This window comes from Rhizobium mesosinicum (assembly GCF_019511345.1).
Taxonomy (GTDB): Bacteria; Pseudomonadota; Alphaproteobacteria; order Rhizobiales; family Rhizobiaceae; genus Rhizobium; species Rhizobium mesosinicum.
The window spans coordinates 549,541-567,768 of record NZ_JAEUAK010000003.1 but is presented as its reverse complement, the minus strand read 5'-3'; the positions used below and the strand labels follow the sequence as shown (position 1 = coordinate 567,768).

Genomic DNA, 18,228 nt, shown 5'->3' with positions numbered 1-18,228 from the left:
GTGATCTCACCGCACCGTCCCGGATTTCGCCTGCCACACGCTTGACAAAACCGGACTGCCTGTATTTTATTCAAGCCTGCGGATTAGGCAGAGAGCGCCTCCGCATTCTTACATGACTTCGATAGTCGCTGGGCAGTTTCGCCCCATGATGGCCCCGTCGCGGATGGGACGCCTTCATGGGGTTTTTGGTTTTTGGCTTGCAGATGAATGATGCGTTGAAAATTGGCATTCTTTACTCCACCACCGGCCCCTACGGCTCCATGGGGCGCGACGCGCGCGCTGGCGCGGAATTTGCGATTGCCGAATTCGCCGCGGCGAGCGGCCGGCCGGTCGAACCGATCTTCTTTGATCCGCAAGCCGATCTTGCCGCCTATCTCGAAGGCGCCCGTCGTCTGCTGCGTGCCGGCTGCCGCCATATCGTCGGCACCATCACCTCGGCCGCTCGCAAGGAGGTCATTCCGCTTATCGAAAAACATGACGGGCTGCTCTGGTATATGTGCCCCTACGAAGGGTTCGAGGCGAATGAGAATGTCATCTATGTCGGCGGTTGCCCCAACCAGCATCTCTTGCCGCTTTTCGAGCACCTGATCCCACGCTACGGCAATCGGCCCTATCTTGTCGGGGCCAATTATGTCTGGGGCTGGGAGATGAATCGGCTTGCCCGTGAACTCACCACCAATGCCGGTGGCGAGGTTCTCGGAGAGCGTTACCTGCCGCTCGAGGAAACCGCGGTCGAGCGCATCGTGACCGATATCGAGCAGCGCCGTCCGAGTTTCATCCTCAACAATCTGATCGGCCCCTCGAGCTATGCTTTCCACGAGGCGATCCGGCGGCTTGCCGATCGCGACCCGACTTTCCGGCCGGAGAATTGCCCTGTTGTCAGCTGCGACCTGATGGAGTGCGAGCTCGATGATATCCCACCGGGTGCCGCCACCGGCCAGCTCTGTGCCGCCTCTTATTTCGACAGCGTCGCGACATCCGAAAACGCCGAATTCAAGCAGCGGATCGTCGCCCATTTTGGCGCCGAGCGCCGTATCTCCAGCGTCTTTGCCAGTGCCTATGCAGCCGTGCGGCTCTGCGTCGATGCGATTGTGGCGGCCGGCGGTGACGAGCCTTCCGCAGTGCGCCGGGAATTGTACGGCAAGAGCTGGGCGACACCCTTCGGCGCGCTCAACATCGACCGCGAGACGAACCACGCCGCCCTGCCCTTCCATCTCGGTCGCATCAACGCTCAGAACGGCTTCGATGTGATCGCCTCGCGCCCACCACTCGCCGCCGATCCCTATCTGACCGGCCGCAGCAAGACGTCTTCGCCGAAATTGCGGGTGGTATCATGAAGGAAACACCCAATTTCACCGGCTGGCATGCCGTCGTCCTGCACCGCGAGGACGGCAATACCGAAAGGCTGATCCGTCAGCTGCGTCTTCTCGGGCTTTCGGCAACCCTGCAATGGGCGCCGCTTTCAGCGGCAAGCGTACCCGATCTAGTTATCGTCGATGCCGACCAGGGTTTTGATGATCTCCTGCCCTGGAGCAGTGCCGTTCCGACATGCCCCGTCGTCGCATTGCTCGGCTCGGAAGCGCCGGGCCGTATCGCCTGGGCGCTCAGCCAGGGTGCCGGCGCTGTTATCGCCAAGCCTATTGCTGCCTCCGCCGTCTATCCGGCCCTCGTCATGGCCGTCTCGATTCATCAGGAGCGCAAGGGTGTGGCCGAGCGCCTGCAATATCTCGAAGAGCGCGTGCGCCTGCGACCGCTGGTTCATGCCGCCGTCGAAAAGCTCATGAAGGCGCACGGCGTCGATGAAGAGCGCGCCTATTCGATCCTGCGTAACTGCGCCATGCGTCGCCGGCTGCCCATGGAACAGATCGCTGCCTTCATCATCGGTGGCATAGAACCGTTGCCGGAGGCGGGTTGAATGCGTGTATTGAAAGCCATTTTAAGGCAGCCGACCGCCCTTTTTGGCCTTATCGTCGTGCTTATCGTCATCGGCCTTGCGGTGGCGGCCCCCTGGATCGCGCCTTTCAATCCCGACGAGCAGATGTTCGACGGATTGTCACTGGAAGGCGCCCCCCTGCCGCCCGGCGGCCCCTATCTGCTTGGCACCGATACGCTGGGGCGCGATCTCTTCTCGCGCATGCTCTTCGGTGCGCGCACCTCGCTCGTCATCGGGCTCGTCGCCAACGGCATCGCGGTCGCGATCGGCCTCTTCATCGGCATCCTTGCCGGTTATCTGCGCGGCGTCCTCGGCAATATCCTGATGCGCTTCACCGATCTGATGATGGCTTTCCCGGCGCTGCTGCTCGCAATCGTGCTTGCCGCCTTGCTGCGGCCGAGCCTCTGGATCGTCGCCATGGTGATTGCGCTCGTCAACTGGGTTCAGGTCGCCCGCATCGTCTATACCGAGACGCGCGGACTGGTGGAGCGTGATTTCATCATGGCCGAGCGCTCGCTCGGTGCCGGGCATATGCGCGTGCTCTTCCTGCATATCCTGCCACATCTGGTGCCTACAGCGATCGTCTGGGGCACGCTCGGCATCGCCACGACCGTGCTGCTTGAGGCGACGCTTTCTTTCCTCGGCATCGGAGTGCAGCCGCCGCAGCCGTCCTGGGGCAACATCATCTTCGAGAGCCAGAGCTATTTCCAGGCAGCCCCGTGGCTCGTCTTCTTCCCCGGTGCGGTCATCCTGCTGACGGCGCTCTCCTTCAATCTGGTCGGGGATGCGCTACGCGATATTCTCGATCCGACCCAGCGGGGGAGAGGCTGATGATCTCCCTCATCCTTCGCCGGCTCGTGCAGGCCGCCCTCATTCTTCTTGGCGTTGCCGCCATCACTTTCGTGCTGCTCTATGCGCTGCCGGCCGACCCAGCGCGCATGATCGCCGGCCGCAGTGCTACAGCGCAGACGGTCGCCAACATCCGTCACGAACTCGGCCTAGATCAGCCGCTGCTCGTCCAGTTCAGCACCTACTTGAGCAACTTGCTGCACGGCAATCTCGGCCGCTCCTATGCGCAGAAGACAGAGGTCTGGACACTGATCGCCGCCCGCCTGCCGGCAACGCTCGTCCTGATGCTAGCCGGCATCCTAGTGGAAGTCGCTCTCGGCTTGACGCTTGGCACGATCGCCGCCGTCCGCCGCGGCGGTTCCGTCGACCGGCTCGTCATGACGGCCTCGTTTGTCGGGGTTTCAGCGCCGCAGTTCGTCGTCGCCTTGCTGCTTCTTTATGTCTTTGCCGTAACGCTCGGATGGCTACCCATGAGCGGCTATGGCACGTTCGCCCATGTCGTACTGCCAGCCTCCACCCTCGGCGTCCTCGGCGCCGGCTGGTATGCGCGCATGGTGCGATCCGCGATGATCGACGTGCTCAATCAGGACTATGTGCGCACGGCGCGGGCTAAGGGCCTCTCCTCGCGCCGCATCATCTTCCGCCACGCCCTGCCAAACGCCATCCTGCCGATCATCGCCATGATCGGTATCGATATCGGCCAGTTCATGGGCGGCGTGGTCGTCGTCGAAGCGGTCTATGGCTGGCCGGGCATTGGTCAACTCGCCTGGCAGGCAATCCAGCAGGTAGACATACCCATCATCATGGGCGTCACGCTGACATCTGCACTTGCCATCGTCATCGGCAACTTGCTCGCCGACCTGGTGGCCCCGCTTATCGATCCACGCATCCGTACACGTTGACAGCAACCAAAGAAGGGGAACCCGAATGTTCAAACGCTGGCTTCGACACACAACCATGGCAACGATGGTGGCGCTCGCCCCCTTCGCTGCCACGGCACAGGAAACGCCCAAGCAAGGCGGCGATATCGTCGTCACCTACAAGGACGACATCACTACGCTCGACCCGGCCATCGGCTACGACTGGGTCAACTGGTCGATGATCAAGAGCCTCTATTCGCGCCTGATGGATTACGAACCGGGCACGCCGAACCCGATTCCGTCGCTCGCCGAAAGCTTCACGGTATCGCCGGATGGCCTCACCTATACGTTCAAGCTGCATAAGGGCGTGAAATTCTCCAACGGCCGTGAAGTCGTCGCTTCCGACGTGAAATATTCGATCGAGCGCGCAGTCAACCCGAAGACGCAAGGCCCGGGCGCCGGCTTCTTCGGCGCCATCCAAGGCTTCGAGGATGAGACCGGCGGCAAGGCCGAAACGCTCTCGGGCATCGAGACGCCCGACGAAAACACTGTCATCTTCCACCTGTCGCGTCCTGACGCGACCTTCCTGCACGTGCTCGCGATCAATTTCGCCTCGGTCGTGCCGAAAGAAGCGGTCGAAGCCGCCGGCGGCGATTTCGGCAAGAAGCCTATCGGTTCCGGCACCTTTATCCTGAAGGACTGGACGATCGGCCAGCAGCTCGTCTTCGAGCGCAACAAGGATTATTTCGTCAAAGGTGTGCCCTATATCGACAGCTTCAAGGTCGAAGTGGGGCAGGAGCCGCTGGTTGCACTGCTGCGCCTGCAGAAAGGTGAAGTCGATATTGCCGGCGACGGTATCCCGCCCGCAAAATTCATCGAGATCAAGAACTCTGCCGATGGCGCACAGATGATCGTCGATGGCGAGCAGCTTCACACTGGCTACATCACGCTGAACACCAAGGTGAAGCCCTTCGATAACGTCAAAGTGCGCCAGGCCATCAACATGGCCATCAATAAGGAGCGCATCACGCGCATCCTCAACGGCCGCGCAACGCCTGCCGACCAGCCGCTGCCGCCGCTGATGCCCGGTTACGACAAGTCCTTTACAGGCTATGCCTATGACGCTGCCAAGGCGAAGGCTCTACTGGCGGAAGCGGGCTTCCCAGACGGCTTCGAGACAGTGCTCTATTCGACCAACACCGATCCACAGCCGCGTATCGCCCAGGCGATCCAGCAGGATCTTGCAGCCGTCGGCGTCAAGGCTGAAGTTCGCGCGCTTGCCCAAGCCAACGTCATTTCGGCCGGCGGTACGGAAGGCGAAGCGCCGATGATCTGGTCGGGCGGCATGGCCTGGATCGCCGACTTCCCGGACCCTTCGAACTTCTACGGCCCGATCCTCGGTTGCGCCGGCGCTGTTCAGGGCGGCTGGAACTGGTCCTGGTATTGCAATGCGGATCTCGACAAGCGTGCAGTTGCCGCCGACTCCATGTCCGACCCGGCAAAGTCTGCAGAGCGTATCGCTGCCTGGGGCAAGATCTTCACCGACATCATGGCCGATGCGCCATGGGTTCCGGTCATCAACGAGCGCCGCGTCGTAGCCAAGTCGCTGCGCATGGGCGGCGCTGACAATATCTACATCGACCCGACCCGCGTCATTAACTACGACGCGATCCACGTGAAGCAATAAGCCCTAAGGAAACAGCGCCTTCCCGGTCCAGTCGGGAAGGCTCCATAAAATCGAGGGAGACACCTTATGTGCATTGCCTGCACCCACACCATTCACCGCGCCCAGCATAATTTAGGTTGGAACAAGGATTTTGCACCCGCCGTCGTCGCCAAGCCAGGCGAAACGATCCATTTCGAATGCTTGGACTCCTCCGGCGGCCAGCTCGGCAGCGACGCAACATTGGAGACGCTGAACAATCTGGATTTCAGCAAGATCAATCCGGTTTCCGGCCCGATCTACGTCGAGGGCGCCAAGCCCGGCGATGCGCTAAAGGTGACGCTGCGCAAGTTCATTCCCTCGGGTGCGGGCTGGACGGCCAATATTCCCGGCTTCGGCCTGCTTGCCGACCAATTCAAGGAACCGGCACTGCACGTCTGGTCCTACGACGCCAACAGTATGACGCCAGCCCTTTACGGGCCTGGCGGCCGCGTACCGCTGAAACCCTTTGCCGGCACGATCGGGGTTGCCCCGGCGGAACCCGGCACGCATTCCGTCGTGCCGCCACGCCGTATCGGCGGCAATATGGATATCCGCGACCTGACTGCTGGTGTCACTCTCTATCTGCCGATCGAGGTCGAAGGCGCTCTCTTCTCTATCGGCGACACGCACGCTGCCCAAGGCGACGGCGAAGTCTGCGGCACCGCGATCGAAAGTCAGATGAATGTCGAGGCGACGATCGAGCTCGTCAAGGATGCACGCCTACAGACGCCGCGCTTCACCACCACCGGACCCGTCACCCGCCATCTCGATGGCGCCGGCTATGAAGTCACGACCGGCATCGGTCCGGACCTGATGACCGGCGCACGCGAAAGCGTGATGCGCATGATCGATCTTCTGACTGCTGAACATGGCATGAGTGCCATCGATGCCTATCTGCTCTGCTCTGTCTGCGGCGATCTGCGCATCAGCGAAATCGTCGATATGCCGAACTGGGTCGTCTCCTTCTACTTCCCGAGGATCGTATTCGCGTGATTGAAGCCATACCCGCCGCGCCTGTTCTCAGCGTTCGTGATCTCAGCGTCGATGCGCGAACCCCGGAGGGCCGCAAACCGGTTCTGAGAGATATCAACTTCGACCTCGCAGGCGGCGAAACGCTTTGTCTGGCCGGAGAATCCGGCTCCGGCAAATCGGTGACGTCGCTGTCGATCATGGGATTGCTGCCGAAGGCGTCGCTTCAAGTCGCCTCCGGCAGCATCTTGCTCGGCGAACGCGACCTGCTGAAACTTTCCGACCGGGCCATGCGCAGCGTACGCGGCGGCGATATCGCCATGGTCTTCCAGGAGCCGATGACCTCGCTCAATCCAGTCATGTCGATCGGCGCGCAGTTGATGGAAGCAATCCGCGAACATCAGGCCAGCGAGAATGCCGAGGCGATCGCACTGCGGATGCTCGATGCCGTGCAGGCCACCGATCCGACAAGACGTCTGAAGCAATATCCGCATGAACTTTCGGGCGGCATGCGCCAGCGCGTGATGATCGCCATGGCGCTCTCGTGCCGTCCCAAGGTGCTGATCGCCGACGAGCCGACTACCGCACTCGATGTAACGGTACAGGCACAGATTCTCAAACTCATGCGAGAGCTGAAGTCGGAGTTCGGCACCTCGATCATCCTGATCACTCATGACATGGGCGTCGTTGCCGAAATGGCCGACCGCGTCATCATCATGCAGAATGGCAGCATCGTCGAAGAGGACAATGCTGTCGCTATCTTCCGCGCGCCGCGCCAGACCTATACGCAGCAACTGCTCTCGGCCGTGCCGCGTCTCGGTGCTTTTACCGGCACGGACGGTCCGCCGCGTATCACGTCACGCAGTGTCGAGACCCTGCATCCCGATCGCGCACCGGTACTGAATGTGCGTGGTCTCAATGTCACTTATGGTGGGGCTGAGAGCTTTATCTTCAAGAACAAGGCGCCGCCCGCGGCAGTCACCGACGTCTCCTTCGATATTCTGCCGGGCGAAACACTCGGTCTCGTCGGCGAAAGCGGTTCGGGAAAATCGACAACCGGCAAGGCCGTCCTCGGCCTCATTCCTTTCACAGGCGATGTGGTCATCAACGGCCGCAACATTGCAGGCCTCAGCCATCGAAAAATGCGGCCCATACGCCGCACGGCGCAGATGATCTTTCAGGATCCCTATGCTTCGCTTGACCCTCGCATGTCGGTGGGCGCTGCGATCGCAGAACCGCTAGTCATCCACGGCATTGCCGCTAAATCCGAGCGCCATGACAGGATCGCAGAGCTCCTGCGCCGTGTCGGGCTGACGCCGGATGCCGCTACGCGCTATCCGCATGAGTTCTCCGGCGGCCAACGCCAACGCATCTGCATCGCGCGTGCCCTTGCGCTCAAGCCGAAGCTGATCGTCGCCGATGAAAGCGTTGCGGCGCTCGACGTATCCGTCCGCGCCCGCGTGCTTGATCTGATGCTGGAACTGCAGGAAAGCATGGGGCTCTCCTACCTCTTCATCTCGCACGACATGGCGGTTGTCGAGCGCATGTCCCACAAGGTTGCCGTCATGCGTGGCGGCAGGATCGTCGAGACCGGCACCCGTCGCCAGATCTTCGAACACCCGACGGACGATTATACGAAGGCACTGATGGCTGCCGTTCCGGTTCCCGATCCTGAAGCGCGGCGCGCGCAGGTTTGAGATTCGGATCACAGATATAGAAGCGCGCCCTCTGAAACCGCGTGCTCTTTCACGAGGCTTGCTCTCGGTCTCTGTCGAATCATCGCTTGTATCGAATCGCGGTACGATCGAGTGCCGATCGTGCATGCCGCTATTCCCGTCGGCCAGCCGCATTTTCCGTCTATCGCACCGCTCGAATGCGCGAATACAAGCTCGCATCTGGATCGGTTTGCGATAAAGTTCGGTATTGAGGCGCAGAACCCGTGTCCATTTGGGCGCGGCCAATCCGGCTAAGTAGTGCTAAAACAGCAATATTTCGCCGTTCCATTTTACCTCTTGTTAATACCCGCCTCAGGACTGTTGTACTTCTGTCACACACATCACGGTTTAGTTAGAATTCGCTATAAAATGAGAGCATTCGTTGTTGAGCCCTCCCCCCTTTCGGCTATTTTAGGCCCTACCGAATTGATCGGGTTTTATCAGAGGGGACGTTCTTTCGTGGAACGCACTCGAACTTAGGAGATTGGCTTTCCATGAACATTCGTATGATGTTGCTTGGTTCCGCAGCTGCCCTCATCGCTGCACCGGCATTCGCAGCAGACGCAATCGTCGCTGCCGAGCCGGAACCGGTTGAGTACGTTCGCGTCTGCGACGCTTACGGCACCGGCTACTTCTACATCCCGGGCACGGAAACCTGCCTGAAGATCGAAGGCTACATCCGTTTCCAGGTTAACGTCGGCCCGAGCGCTGGCGAAACCGACGCTCGCCCGAACGACTCCAGCTGGGATGCTGTAACCCGTGGTCAGGTTCAGTTCACGGCCAAGAGCGACACCGAATACGGTCCGCTCACCGGCGTGATCGTTCTTCAGGCCAACGCCGACAACGCGTCTGACCAGTCGACGATCCTCGACTCCGCTTACCTCGACATCGCGGGCTTCCGCGCTGGTCTCTTCTACTCCTGGTGGGACGACGGTCTCTCCGGCGAAACGGACGACATCGGCTCCAACGTAACGCTGCATAACTCGCTCCGTTATCAGTACGAAACCGGTTCCTTCTACGCTGGCCTCAGCGTCGACGAACTGGAAGACGGCGTCTTCAAGGATGGCGAAGAGCCCAACAACGTCGGCGTTGCTTTCGGCATCGGCGGCACGGCCGGCGCCTTCAGCTACCAGGTCACCGGCGGCTACGACTTCGACAACGAAGACGGCGCTATCCGCGCTATGGGTACGGCTGAACTCGGCCCGGGCACGCTCGGCCTCGCTGCTGTCTACTCCAGCGGTCCGAACTCCTACTACTCGATCGCCGAATGGGCAGTTGCTGCCGAGTACGCCATCAAGGCTACCGACAAGCTGAAGATCACCCCCGGCGTTCAGTACTACGGCAACTACTTCGGCAGCGCCTCTGCTGTTCCGGATGACTTCGACGGTCTCGGCGATGCCTGGAAGGTCGGTCTCACGGTCGACTACCAGATCGTCGACAACTTCTACGCCAAGGCTTCCGTCCAGTACCTGGATCCGGAAGATGGCGACGACGTAACCACCGGTTACTTCCGTCTGCAGCGCTCGTTCTAATTTGAACACTGAAGACCCCGGGATCACATCTCGGGGTTTTTCATCACGAGCTTCTGGTTTGGTGACCTCCAATTCAGAAGAAAGAGGTCGGTCCGGTTCCCTGCTGGATCGGCCTCACCCATCGATACAGAACTCCACTCCTGTAGATGGTATGGGCTCGCCCTCACCCGAGGGCGAGCTTTTAATTGGCAGGACTGTATTGCCGTCCGATAGCCTGAAGAACCCAATCGTCGACTTCCATCGAGAAAATTGCAATCGATAAGCGTGATGGTCGCCCTGGCCCCAGATCGGGTGAGCGCGTCTGTCTTAGAAAAGGTGGCAGCGACAGCCTCCCGCTTTCACACTCCAGGGCGGGATCGCGACCCGCTCAAACCATATTCAGCGGCATCAACTGGCGCAGTCTCGGGTCGCGCAGATACAAGCCACCCCAGACGGCGATGCCGAGAAGCAGGCTGACGATCTGGGGAGGGGTAAAAAACTCGCCCAGGCGAAATTGCGTGCAGATAGCGCCACCGAGAAAACCGGTTATCAATATCGCACCAAGGAAGGCTGTCTTCGGAACGGCATAAAGGATCGTGCAGATCGCTATAATAATACCGAGCACCGGGGCGAGACTAATGGGAAAACCGGTCGCTTCCATTTCCGCCCGTATGAAAACAGGTGCAAACAAATTGGTCGCCGCATCGGCAAGAAGCAGAACGACAACTATCGTCGACAGAATTCGCCCGATCCAAATCGACATTATCACTGCCTTTTCAATTGCCGGCTATAACCCGGACTATGATGTCGCCTGGATATTGTCAATTCGGCAGCGACCTCGCAATCGGGATTTGGCCTTCCCGCGTCTGGTCTCGCCTGCAATTCCAAACGGGACGGCTCGTGCTTGCTGCACTATGCGGTCGGCACGCCCGCGGCAGCTATTTCTCTCTCGACGAAACAAACACGACGCTGGCATCGCTGACGATTTCCACATGCGAATAGGCAGCCTTTGCAGCGGCTGCGCCATCTGCCCGCATGATCGCGGTCACGATCATGTCATGCTCGTCATAGGATTTCGCAAGCCGGCCTGGCAGCCGGAACTGCGCACGGCGGAAAGGCGCAAGCCGAGCCCGGCTCTGGGTTACCAGTTCATAAATATGCTCGTTATGCGCACCGCGATAGAGCCGCGTGTGGAACTCGGTATTATGCGCAGCATAGTCTTCTTCCGCACCCTGATGCACGAGGCGAGCGGAAGCACGATGTTCCATTTCCAGCATGCGTCGCTCGTCAACAGTCATCCGCTCGGCGGCTAGACGCGCACACACGCTTTCGAGTTCCGCCATCGCCTCGAACATCGAGTGCAGATAGGTCTCGGTTACGTTGGTGACGACAGCGCTGCGATTCGGCTCGCGATCGACAAGCCCCATTGCCCCGAGTTCGCGCAGCGCCTCGCGTACTGGCGTGCGCGAGACTTCGAAACGGGCGGCCAACGAGATCTCGTCAAGCTTGTCGCCCGGCAGCAACTGCCCGGTCACGATCATATCGGCAATTGCTCGCACCATCTGCTCGACGGTGGTTCCTGTTCGGATGATCTCTCTGCGCCTGATCTGCTTCAAGGAACGATTCTGCCAATTTGACTGATGCATACACATGCATTGTTGGCGCAGCAAAGTCAAATATCGCTGCAACTACTTGTTTTTATGAATAAATTCTGTATTCGTGACTCTACAATACAGAAAACAGAGGTATCTGGCGCCAATTCTAGCTACTTTTATAGGCTATGCACAGTTTTTGATCTTAAGTTGCTCAAAATTGCATACACTTTTTTACAGAGCCCGCGGTTTTTTTAAATACCACTAATGAATTCAGTAGAATAAAATCTGGCATGACGATTGCATACACTTTTCTGCACCCAATTGAACCGGCAAAACGCCGCAAGGAGAGCATTCCTGATGACCAAACTCCTTTCCATGAGCCGCCGCCATTTCCTTCAGGCCTCTGCCGCCCTGGTCGGCGCCGCCCCCAGCCTCCTATCTGCGCGTGCGCTCGCGCAAGCATCCCTCACTGTCGGCTTCATCTATGTCGGCCCGAAGGATGATTATGGCTACAACCAGGCCCACGCCGAGGGCGCCGCAACCGTCAAGGGGCTTCCAGGTGTTACCGTCGTCGAAGAAGAGAATGTACCGGAGACCGTCGATGTTCAGAAGACGATGGAGTCGATGATCAATCTCGATGGCGCGACCGTGCTCTTTCCGACATCGTTCGGCTATTTCGACCCCCACATGCTGGCCATGGCCGCCAAATATTCTGACATCCAGTTCCGCCATTGCGGCGGCCTCTGGCAGGAAGGCAAAAACCCGGTCAATACCGGCTCCTATTTCGGCTATATCTTCCAGGGCCAGTACCTGAACGGCATAGCTGCCGGCCATGCGACGAAGAGCAAGAAGATCGGCTTTGTTGCCGCCAAACCGATCCCGCAGGTTCTGCAGAACATCAACGCCTTCCTGCTCGGCGCCCGCACTGTCGATCCGACCATCACCTGCCAGGTGATCTTTACCGGCGAGTGGTCGCTTGCCGTCAAGGAAGCCGAAGCCACCAACGCCCTGGTCGATCAGGGCGCCGATGTCATCACCTGCCACGTCGACAGTCCGAAGGTCATCGTCGAGACGGCCGCCGGCCGCGGCGCCTTCGTCTGCGGCTATCACGCCAACCAGAGCCCGCTTGCTCCGGAAAAGTATCTCACCGGTGCCGAATGGGCATGGGGCAATGTCTACAGCGATTTCGTCAAGAAGGCTCAGGCCGGTGAAAAGCTTGGCAATTTCGTCCGCGGCGGCCTGAAGGACGGTTTCGTCAAGATGAGCGCGCTCGGACCAGGCGTTTCCGAGGCAGGCCGCCAGGCCTTCAATGCTACCCATGCGGAGATGATGAAGGGCGGTTTCTCGGTCTTCAAGGGACCGCTGAAGGACAACAAGGGCAATTCGGTCGTGACCGCTGACAAGAGCTACGCCGAAGAGGCGATCGAACTCGAGAGCATGAATTATCTGGTCGAGGGCGTCGTCGGATCGACGGCGTAAACCGACAAGGGAGAAGCGCCATGACTGTCCAGGCCAATGATCCCGCAATCTCAGTCGCTTCCGAAAAAACCGCGTTGCTGCTCCCCGTCCTCGAATGGATCGCGCGACGTGCCGAGCCAATTGTCATCGGCCTCGCGGCCATCCTGATAGGTCTTGCGCTCTTCTCCCTGTTCATCCTGGCGAATGGCAAATCGCCGGCGATGCTCTTTCAGCTCATGTATACCGGCGGCTTAGGCAGCTGGTTTTCGGTGCAAAACAGCTTAAGTCGTGCCGCACCCCTTCTCCTGACGGCACTCTGCGTAGCCCTGCCCGCCCGCCTTGGCCTCGTCATCATCGGCGGGGAAGGAGCGGTCGTGCTGGGCGGCGTTGCCGCCGCGGCCATGGCCATGCCGCTTGTCGGCACCGCGCCTGTTTTCCTTACGCTGATTTTCATGGGGATTGCCGCCATGGCGGTCGGTGGCATCTGGATCGGCTTTGCCGGTTTCCTGCGCCACTATCGCGGCGTCAACGAGACGATCTCGTCGCTCCTGCTTTCCTATATCGCCATTGCCCTGATGAACCAGTTCGTCGAAGGGCCGCTGCGCGATCCCGCCAGTCTCAACAAGCCTTCCACCAAACCGTTACCATCAGAATATATGCTCGGCAACATCCCGGGCATGGATGTGCACTGGGGGCTTGTCGTCGGTATCGCCGCCTGCATCCTTTCCTGGATTCTGATCGAGATGACGAGCTTCGGCTTTGCCGCCCGCATCGCTGGCGGCAATGTACGCGCCGCCCAGATCCAGGGCCTGGCTGTCGGCAGGCTGATCGCCGGCTTCACGGCGATCGCCGGCAGTTTCGCCGGGCTTGCCGGCATGGTCGAGGTTGCCGCCGTGCAAGGCAGCGCCAATGCATCACTCGCCGCAGGTTACGGCTATACCGGCATCCTCGTCGCCTTCCTCGCGCGTCACAATCCGTTGGCGATCATTCCGGTTGCCATCCTGCTCGGCGGCATTGATGCCTCGGGCGGACTTATCCAGCGGCGCACGGGTCTGCCCGATGCCACCGTGCTGGTGCTGCAGGGCACGCTCTTCATCGTCATCCTCTTCTGCGAGACCTTCTACGGCCGCTTCAAGATCTTCAATCCCGACCTCTGGAAAAGGAGCCTCTGATGGAAGAGACAGGCATCGGCATATGGGGCGTGCCCCTCGCCATCCTCGCAGGCGCCATCCGCGTTTCCACGCCCTTCATCTTCGTCAGCCTCGGCGAGACGATCACCGAGCGGTCCGGCCGCATCAATCTCGGGCTTGAAGGCACGCTCGTCTTCGGCGCCATGACGGCTTACGCCGTCGCCGTCATGACCAATTCGCCCTGGCTCGGCGTGCTCGCAGCCATGGCAACGGGCGCAGTCTTCGGCCTCGTCCACGGCTGGATCTGCAAGTGGCCGAAGGTCAACGATATCGCAATCGGCATCGCCTTGATGCAGTTCGGGCTCGGCCTTGCCTTCTTCCTCGGCAAGCCCTTCATCCAGCCGGCTGCGCCGCACCTGCCGGCCATCCCGCTCGGCTTCTGGTCCAGCTTACCGCAGATCCAGGCGGCGCTGAATATCAACGTGCTCTTCCTGCTTGGCGCAGCCCTCGCCTTCATCCTCTGGTGGGCATTCAGGAATACCCGTATCGGCCTCATCCTCCGTGTCGTTGGCGACAGCACCGATGCGGCCCGTGCCATGGGCATCGACCCTGATCGAGTGCGCCTGCTCGCCACAGCCGTCGGCGGCTCGCTGGCGGCCATCGGCGGCGCCTATCTCTCGCTCTATTATCCCGGCTCCTGGAATGAGGGAATTTCCTCCGGTCAGGGCCTGATGGCCGTCGCGCTCGTCATCTTCGCCCGCTGGAACCCGATCGGCTGCTTTCTTGCCGCTCTTCTCTTCGGCGGTGCGGGCGCGCTGGGTCCGGCGCTGCAGTCCGTCGGCGTTACACAGGGCTACTACCTCTTCTATGCTACCCCTTACGTGCTGACGCTGGTCATCATGATCGCGACCTCCTCACCCACCCGTTCGCTCGCCGGCGCGCCCGGTGCGCTTTCCCTGACGAAATGAGCCCCAACGACATAGGCATGAACGGAGCAAACCATGAACGGTCTCGGCGGATTGAACAAGTCGGAACACGGCATCGTCCAGTTGCAGCTCCCCGTCACCGTCACGAGGGAAGACCTGGCCCGCCAGACACATGTGATCGTCGATCTCGTCGGCAAGGCGCGGCGCAATCAACCGAGCATCGATCTGGTCGTCTTTCCGGAATACGCGCTGCGCCGCTGCGGCGAAACATCCAAACTCGCGGGTGAATAGGAGAAGAAGACGATGGACGCCATGGTCGAAACCAAAGAACACTATATCGACGCCGACCCCTATGCCTGGCCCTATAACGGCGCCCTTCGGCCGGACAATACCGCCCTCGTCATCATCGATATGCAGACGGATTTCTGCGGCAAGGGCGGTTATGTCGATCACATGGGTTACGACCTGTCGCTTGTGCAGGCCCCGATCGAGCCGATTAAGAAGGTCCTGACCGCCATGCGGGCCAAGGGCTATCACATCATCCATACGCGCGAAGGCCACCGCCCCGATCTCGCCGACCTGCCGGCCAACAAGCGCTGGCGCTCGCAGCGCATCGGGGCGGGCATCGGCGATCCTGGCCCTTGCGGGCGTATCCTCACACGCGGCGAACCCGGCTGGGACATCATCCCGGAGCTCTATCCAATCGAAGGGGAGACAATCATCGACAAGCCCGGCAAGGGGTCCTTCTGCGCTACCGATCTTGAACTGATACTCAACCAGAAGCGCATCGAGAACATCATCCTGACCGGCATTACCACCGACGTCTGTGTCTCCACCACGATGCGCGAGGCGAACGACCGCGGCTATGAATGCCTCCTGCTGGAAGATTGCTGTGGAGCGACCGACTATGGCAACCACCTTGCCGCCATCAAAATGGTGAAGATGCAGGGCGGTGTTTTCGGGTCGGTCTCTAATTCAGAGAAGCTTCTGAGGCAGCTGCCATGAGCACGGTCCGCGACACTCCCCTCCCGCAAGCCGGCAAGGCCGTCGGCATCGACACGATCGACATGACGATGCGCTTCGGCGGCTTCACCGCCCTCGATCATGTGTCAATCAAAATACCCGCAGGCAGCTTTCACGCGCTGCTCGGCGAAAACGGCGCCGGCAAGTCGACGCTCGTCAAGTGTATTATGGGTTTCTACCACGCGACATCGGGCGCGCTTTCCGTCGATGGACGCGAAGTGGCGATCGCTTCGCCCAATGACGCTGCGACCTACGGGCTCGGCATGGTCTACCAGCATTTCACGCTGGTTCCCTCACTGACGGGGGCAGAAAATCTCGTCATCAGCCGCGCCGAAGTGCCTGCCATCATCAACTGGGCAAAGGAACGCAAGGATCTTGCCGCCTTCATGGAGCGCATGCCCTTCAAGATCCCGCTCGATCGTCCCGTCAGTGAACTTGCCGCCGGTGAGAAGCAGAAGCTTGAAATCGTCAAGCAACTCTATCTCGGTCGCTCGTTCCTTATACTCGACGAGCCGACCTCGGTGTTGACGCCTGCCGAAGCAGAAGAAATGCTCGGCCTCGTGCGCGGCATGACACAGCGCGGCGAGTTGACCGTATTGATGATCTCCCACAAATTCCACGAGGTCACGAAATTCGCCGACGCCGTATCGATCCTGCGGCGCGGCAAGCTCGTCGGCACCGGCAAGGTGGGTGAGCTTTCCACGGCCGACATGGCGGCGACGATGATCGGCGACGTCAAGCTCGCCGAACTCGATATCCGTGTTCCGATTTCCGAAAGCGCCAAACCTGTGCTGACGGTCGAGCAGGTCAAGGCGCCGGATCGTTCCGGTCTCAAGACCATCGAGATCGATAATCTCACAGTCCGCTCGGGCGAGATCGTCGGCATTGCCGGCATATCGGGCAATGGCCAGAAGGAACTAACTGAGATCCTTGCCGGCCAGCGGCCGACTGATACTGGCCGCGTCAGCGTCAAGGGTGAGATTTACGGCGCGACACGTCCGGAGACCCGCAAGAACAATGTCCGCTTCATCCCAGAGGAGCCGCTGCAGAATGCCTGCGCTCCACGTATGACGATCAGCGAAAACCTCGCCTTCCGCACATTCGATCTGAAGGCGGATGGCAAGGATGCGATCTGGCTGAACAAGGGCAGGATGAAGAAGCGCGCCACGGATTTGATTTTCGATTTTAAGGTCAAGACGGCATCCTCTTCCTCGCCGATCGCAGCCCTTTCGGGCGGTAACGTGCAACGCGCAGTGCTCGCCCGCGAACTGACTGGCGAGGTGGATCTGCTGATCGTCTCGAATCCCTGTTTCGGTCTCGATTTCTCGGCGGTTGCGGAGATTCGCGCCCGCATCATGAAAGCGCGCAATTCCGGTACGGCCGTTTTGCTGCTTTCCGAAGACCTCGACGAGTTGCTCGAGATGTCCGACCGCATCATGGTGATTTCCGAAGGCAAACTGGTCTACGAGACGCCGGCACGGTCAGCCGATATCGGCGTCATCGGCGCGCATATGGCGGGGCATCACTGATGGCGGAGATCAAGGCAGAGCCTTTCGCCTTTCCGGTGAAGCACGACCAGCTTGCCCTCATCGTCATTGACATGCAGCGTGATTTCGCCGAACCGGGCGGCTTCGGAGCAAGCCTTGGCAATGATGTCAGCCGCATCACCAGGATCGTGCCCGACGTCAAACGCCTCATCCAAGGCTTTCGCAATGCCGGCCTGCCGGTGATCCACACGATGGAATGTCACCGGCCCGATCTCTCGGACCTGGCGCCGGCAAAACGCGACCGCGGCAACCCGACACTTAGGATCGGTGACGAAGGCCCCATGGGCCGCATTCTCGTTTCAGGCGAGCCCGGCACCGCGATCCTGCCGGAACTCGCACCGCTGAAGGGCGAAGTGGTGATCGAAAAGCCTGGCAAGGGCGCCTTCTACGCCACCGAACTCGACGATGTGCTGCAACGGAAGAGTATCAAGCAGCTCGTCTTTGCCGGCGTGACGACCGAAGTCTGCGTGCAGACGACTATGCGCGAGGCGAACGATCGCGGCTACGAATGTCTGCTCGCCGAGGAGGCGACGGAAAGCTACTTCCCCGAATTCAAGGCGGCAGCCATTGCCATGATCCGCGCCCAGGGTGCGATCGTCGGCTGGACCGCACATGTCGACGATATCCTGGAAAGCATAGCCTATGCCTGAAACCACCCGCGAGCTGCTCACATCAGGCGGCTGGAAGGAGCTGGAATTCGGCCCTTTCCGCGACGACGTGACCATCCACTGGATCAGGCCTTTCGAAGGCGATCAGCCGGGCGTGGCGCTTCTGAAATACGAGGCCGGCGCCAGCGTTCCCCGCCATCGCCATGAAGGACTTGAGACCATCCTTGTTCTCGACGGTGTGCAATCCGACGAAGCGGGGGATTACGGTCGTGGCAGCTATGTCGTCAATGCGCCCGGTACCGAGCATTCAGTCTGGAGCGATCCCGGCTGCGTGGTGCTCATCCAGTGGGACAGGCCGGTAAAAATCCTGGACGAGGAAACAGCGTGAATTCGACGCTC

General features: G+C 60.2%; 17 protein-coding genes and 1 pseudogene. 16 read left to right on the top strand and 2 right to left on the bottom strand.

The window, feature by feature from the left end; all coding sequences use genetic code 11:
• Positions 1-203: 203 nt before the first annotated feature.
• The 8 genes from JNB85_RS10245 to JNB85_RS10210 all read left to right on the top strand — a co-directional run bounded on the left by JNB85_RS10245 (position 204) and on the right by JNB85_RS10210 (position 9,563).
• Positions 204-1,337: a transporter substrate-binding protein gene (locus JNB85_RS10245; protein ID WP_220334366.1), complete on the top strand. Its 1,134-nt coding sequence runs from the start codon at positions 204-206 to the stop codon at positions 1,335-1,337.
• Positions 1,334-1,915 (top strand): ANTAR domain-containing response regulator, encoded by a 582-nt coding sequence (locus JNB85_RS10240; protein WP_220334214.1) that lies wholly within the window; start codon positions 1,334-1,336, stop codon positions 1,913-1,915. Before JNB85_RS10245 ends, JNB85_RS10240 begins: the two co-directional genes overlap by 4 nt.
• Positions 1,916-2,764 (top strand): ABC transporter permease, encoded by an 849-nt coding sequence (locus JNB85_RS10235; protein ID WP_220334213.1) that lies wholly within the window; start codon positions 1,916-1,918, stop codon positions 2,762-2,764. It abuts the gene before it with no gap.
• Positions 2,764-3,684, top strand: coding sequence for an ABC transporter permease (locus tag JNB85_RS10230; RefSeq protein ID WP_220334212.1), 921 nt, complete (start codon positions 2,764-2,766; stop codon positions 3,682-3,684). The genes JNB85_RS10235 and JNB85_RS10230 overlap by 1 nt, the downstream gene beginning before the upstream one ends.
• Before the next feature lie 25 nt (positions 3,685-3,709).
• Entirely contained in the window at positions 3,710-5,329 is a 1,620-nt protein-coding gene (locus JNB85_RS10225; protein ID WP_220334211.1) for an ABC transporter substrate-binding protein, read from the top strand.
• A 66-nt stretch (positions 5,330-5,395) separates the two neighbouring features.
• Positions 5,396-6,340: an acetamidase/formamidase family protein gene (locus tag JNB85_RS10220; protein ID WP_220334210.1), complete on the top strand. Its 945-nt coding sequence runs from the start codon at positions 5,396-5,398 to the stop codon at positions 6,338-6,340.
• Positions 6,337-8,013 carry an ABC transporter ATP-binding protein gene (locus tag JNB85_RS10215; protein WP_220334209.1) on the top strand — a complete coding sequence of 559 codons (1,677 nt, stop codon included), beginning with the start codon at positions 6,337-6,339 and terminating at the stop codon, positions 8,011-8,013. Before JNB85_RS10220 ends, JNB85_RS10215 begins: the two co-directional genes overlap by 4 nt.
• 512 nt (positions 8,014-8,525) lie before the next feature.
• A complete protein-coding gene (locus JNB85_RS10210; protein WP_220334208.1) occupies positions 8,526-9,563 on the top strand; it encodes a porin in 1,038 nt (345 codons plus the stop codon).
• 367 nt (positions 9,564-9,930) lie between these two features.
• Here JNB85_RS10210 and JNB85_RS10205 read toward each other — a convergent pair whose 3' ends face one another.
• On the bottom strand, positions 9,931-10,305 hold the full coding sequence (locus tag JNB85_RS10205; RefSeq protein WP_220334207.1) for a DoxX family protein: 375 nt from the start codon (positions 10,303-10,305) through the stop codon (positions 9,931-9,933).
• A gap of 175 nt (positions 10,306-10,480) precedes the next feature.
• On the bottom strand, positions 10,481-11,188 hold the full coding sequence (locus tag JNB85_RS10200) for a GntR family transcriptional regulator (protein ID WP_220334206.1): 708 nt from the start codon (positions 11,186-11,188) through the stop codon (positions 10,481-10,483).
• Positions 11,189-11,494: 306 nt separating this feature from the next.
• On the opposite strand from JNB85_RS10200, the gene JNB85_RS10195 reads away from it, so the two are divergent.
• From JNB85_RS10195 to JNB85_RS10160, 8 genes and pseudogenes are all read left to right on the top strand, one after another.
• Positions 11,495-12,616: a BMP family ABC transporter substrate-binding protein gene (locus tag JNB85_RS10195; protein ID WP_220334205.1), complete on the top strand. Its 1,122-nt coding sequence runs from the start codon at positions 11,495-11,497 to the stop codon at positions 12,614-12,616.
• 20 nt (positions 12,617-12,636) lie between these two features.
• Positions 12,637-13,767 (top strand): ABC transporter permease, encoded by a 1,131-nt coding sequence (locus tag JNB85_RS10190; protein WP_220334204.1) that lies wholly within the window; start codon positions 12,637-12,639, stop codon positions 13,765-13,767.
• Positions 13,767-14,693: an ABC transporter permease gene (locus JNB85_RS10185; protein WP_220334203.1), complete on the top strand. Its 927-nt coding sequence runs from the start codon at positions 13,767-13,769 to the stop codon at positions 14,691-14,693. Before JNB85_RS10190 ends, JNB85_RS10185 begins: the two co-directional genes overlap by 1 nt.
• 33 nt (positions 14,694-14,726) lie before the next feature.
• Positions 14,727-14,903: pseudogene (gene amiF, locus JNB85_RS10180) on the top strand (formamidase); the annotation flags it as partial.
• Positions 14,904-14,954: 51 nt separating this feature from the next.
• Positions 14,955-15,656, top strand: a complete 702-nt coding sequence (gene biuH, locus JNB85_RS10175) for a biuret amidohydrolase (RefSeq protein ID WP_220334202.1) — start codon at positions 14,955-14,957, stop codon at positions 15,654-15,656.
• The gene (locus JNB85_RS10170) at positions 15,653-17,203 is read left to right on the top strand and encodes an ABC transporter ATP-binding protein (RefSeq protein ID WP_220334201.1); all 1,551 of its coding nucleotides are present in this window, start codon (positions 15,653-15,655) and stop codon (positions 17,201-17,203) included. Before biuH ends, JNB85_RS10170 begins: the two co-directional genes overlap by 4 nt.
• Entirely contained in the window at positions 17,203-17,871 is a 669-nt protein-coding gene (locus tag JNB85_RS10165) for a cysteine hydrolase family protein (protein WP_220334200.1), read from the top strand. Before JNB85_RS10170 ends, JNB85_RS10165 begins: the two co-directional genes overlap by 1 nt.
• The gene (locus tag JNB85_RS10160) at positions 17,864-18,217 is read left to right on the top strand and encodes a cupin domain-containing protein (RefSeq protein ID WP_220334199.1); all 354 of its coding nucleotides are present in this window, start codon (positions 17,864-17,866) and stop codon (positions 18,215-18,217) included. Before JNB85_RS10165 ends, JNB85_RS10160 begins: the two co-directional genes overlap by 8 nt.
• Positions 18,218-18,228 lie beyond the last annotated feature (11 nt).

Excerpts from the sequence above, each read along its gene's own strand:
- JNB85_RS10245 (WP_220334366.1), top strand. The coding sequence starts at position 204 with ATGAATGATGCGTTGAAAATTGGCATTCTTTACTCCACCACCGGCCCC.
- JNB85_RS10240 (WP_220334214.1), top strand. The coding sequence starts at position 1,334 with ATGAAGGAAACACCCAATTTCACCGGCTGGCATGCCGTCGTCCTGCAC.
- JNB85_RS10235 (WP_220334213.1), top strand. The coding sequence starts at position 1,916 with ATGCGTGTATTGAAAGCCATTTTAAGGCAGCCGACCGCCCTTTTTGGC.
- JNB85_RS10230 (WP_220334212.1), top strand. The coding sequence starts at position 2,764 with ATGATCTCCCTCATCCTTCGCCGGCTCGTGCAGGCCGCCCTCATTCTT.
- JNB85_RS10225 (WP_220334211.1), top strand. The coding sequence starts at position 3,710 with ATGTTCAAACGCTGGCTTCGACACACAACCATGGCAACGATGGTGGCG.
- JNB85_RS10220 (WP_220334210.1), top strand. The coding sequence starts at position 5,396 with ATGTGCATTGCCTGCACCCACACCATTCACCGCGCCCAGCATAATTTA.
- JNB85_RS10210 (WP_220334208.1), top strand. The coding sequence starts at position 8,526 with ATGAACATTCGTATGATGTTGCTTGGTTCCGCAGCTGCCCTCATCGCT.
- JNB85_RS10205 (WP_220334207.1), bottom strand. The coding sequence starts at position 10,305 with ATGTCGATTTGGATCGGGCGAATTCTGTCGACGATAGTTGTCGTTCTG.
- JNB85_RS10200 (WP_220334206.1), bottom strand. The coding sequence starts at position 11,188 with ATGCATCAGTCAAATTGGCAGAATCGTTCCTTGAAGCAGATCAGGCGC.
- JNB85_RS10195 (WP_220334205.1), top strand. The coding sequence starts at position 11,495 with ATGACCAAACTCCTTTCCATGAGCCGCCGCCATTTCCTTCAGGCCTCT.
- JNB85_RS10190 (WP_220334204.1), top strand. The coding sequence starts at position 12,637 with ATGACTGTCCAGGCCAATGATCCCGCAATCTCAGTCGCTTCCGAAAAA.
- JNB85_RS10185 (WP_220334203.1), top strand. The coding sequence starts at position 13,767 with ATGGAAGAGACAGGCATCGGCATATGGGGCGTGCCCCTCGCCATCCTC.
- biuH (WP_220334202.1), top strand. The coding sequence starts at position 14,955 with ATGGACGCCATGGTCGAAACCAAAGAACACTATATCGACGCCGACCCC.
- JNB85_RS10170 (WP_220334201.1), top strand. The coding sequence starts at position 15,653 with ATGAGCACGGTCCGCGACACTCCCCTCCCGCAAGCCGGCAAGGCCGTC.
- JNB85_RS10165 (WP_220334200.1), top strand. The coding sequence starts at position 17,203 with ATGGCGGAGATCAAGGCAGAGCCTTTCGCCTTTCCGGTGAAGCACGAC.
- JNB85_RS10160 (WP_220334199.1), top strand. The coding sequence starts at position 17,864 with ATGCCTGAAACCACCCGCGAGCTGCTCACATCAGGCGGCTGGAAGGAG.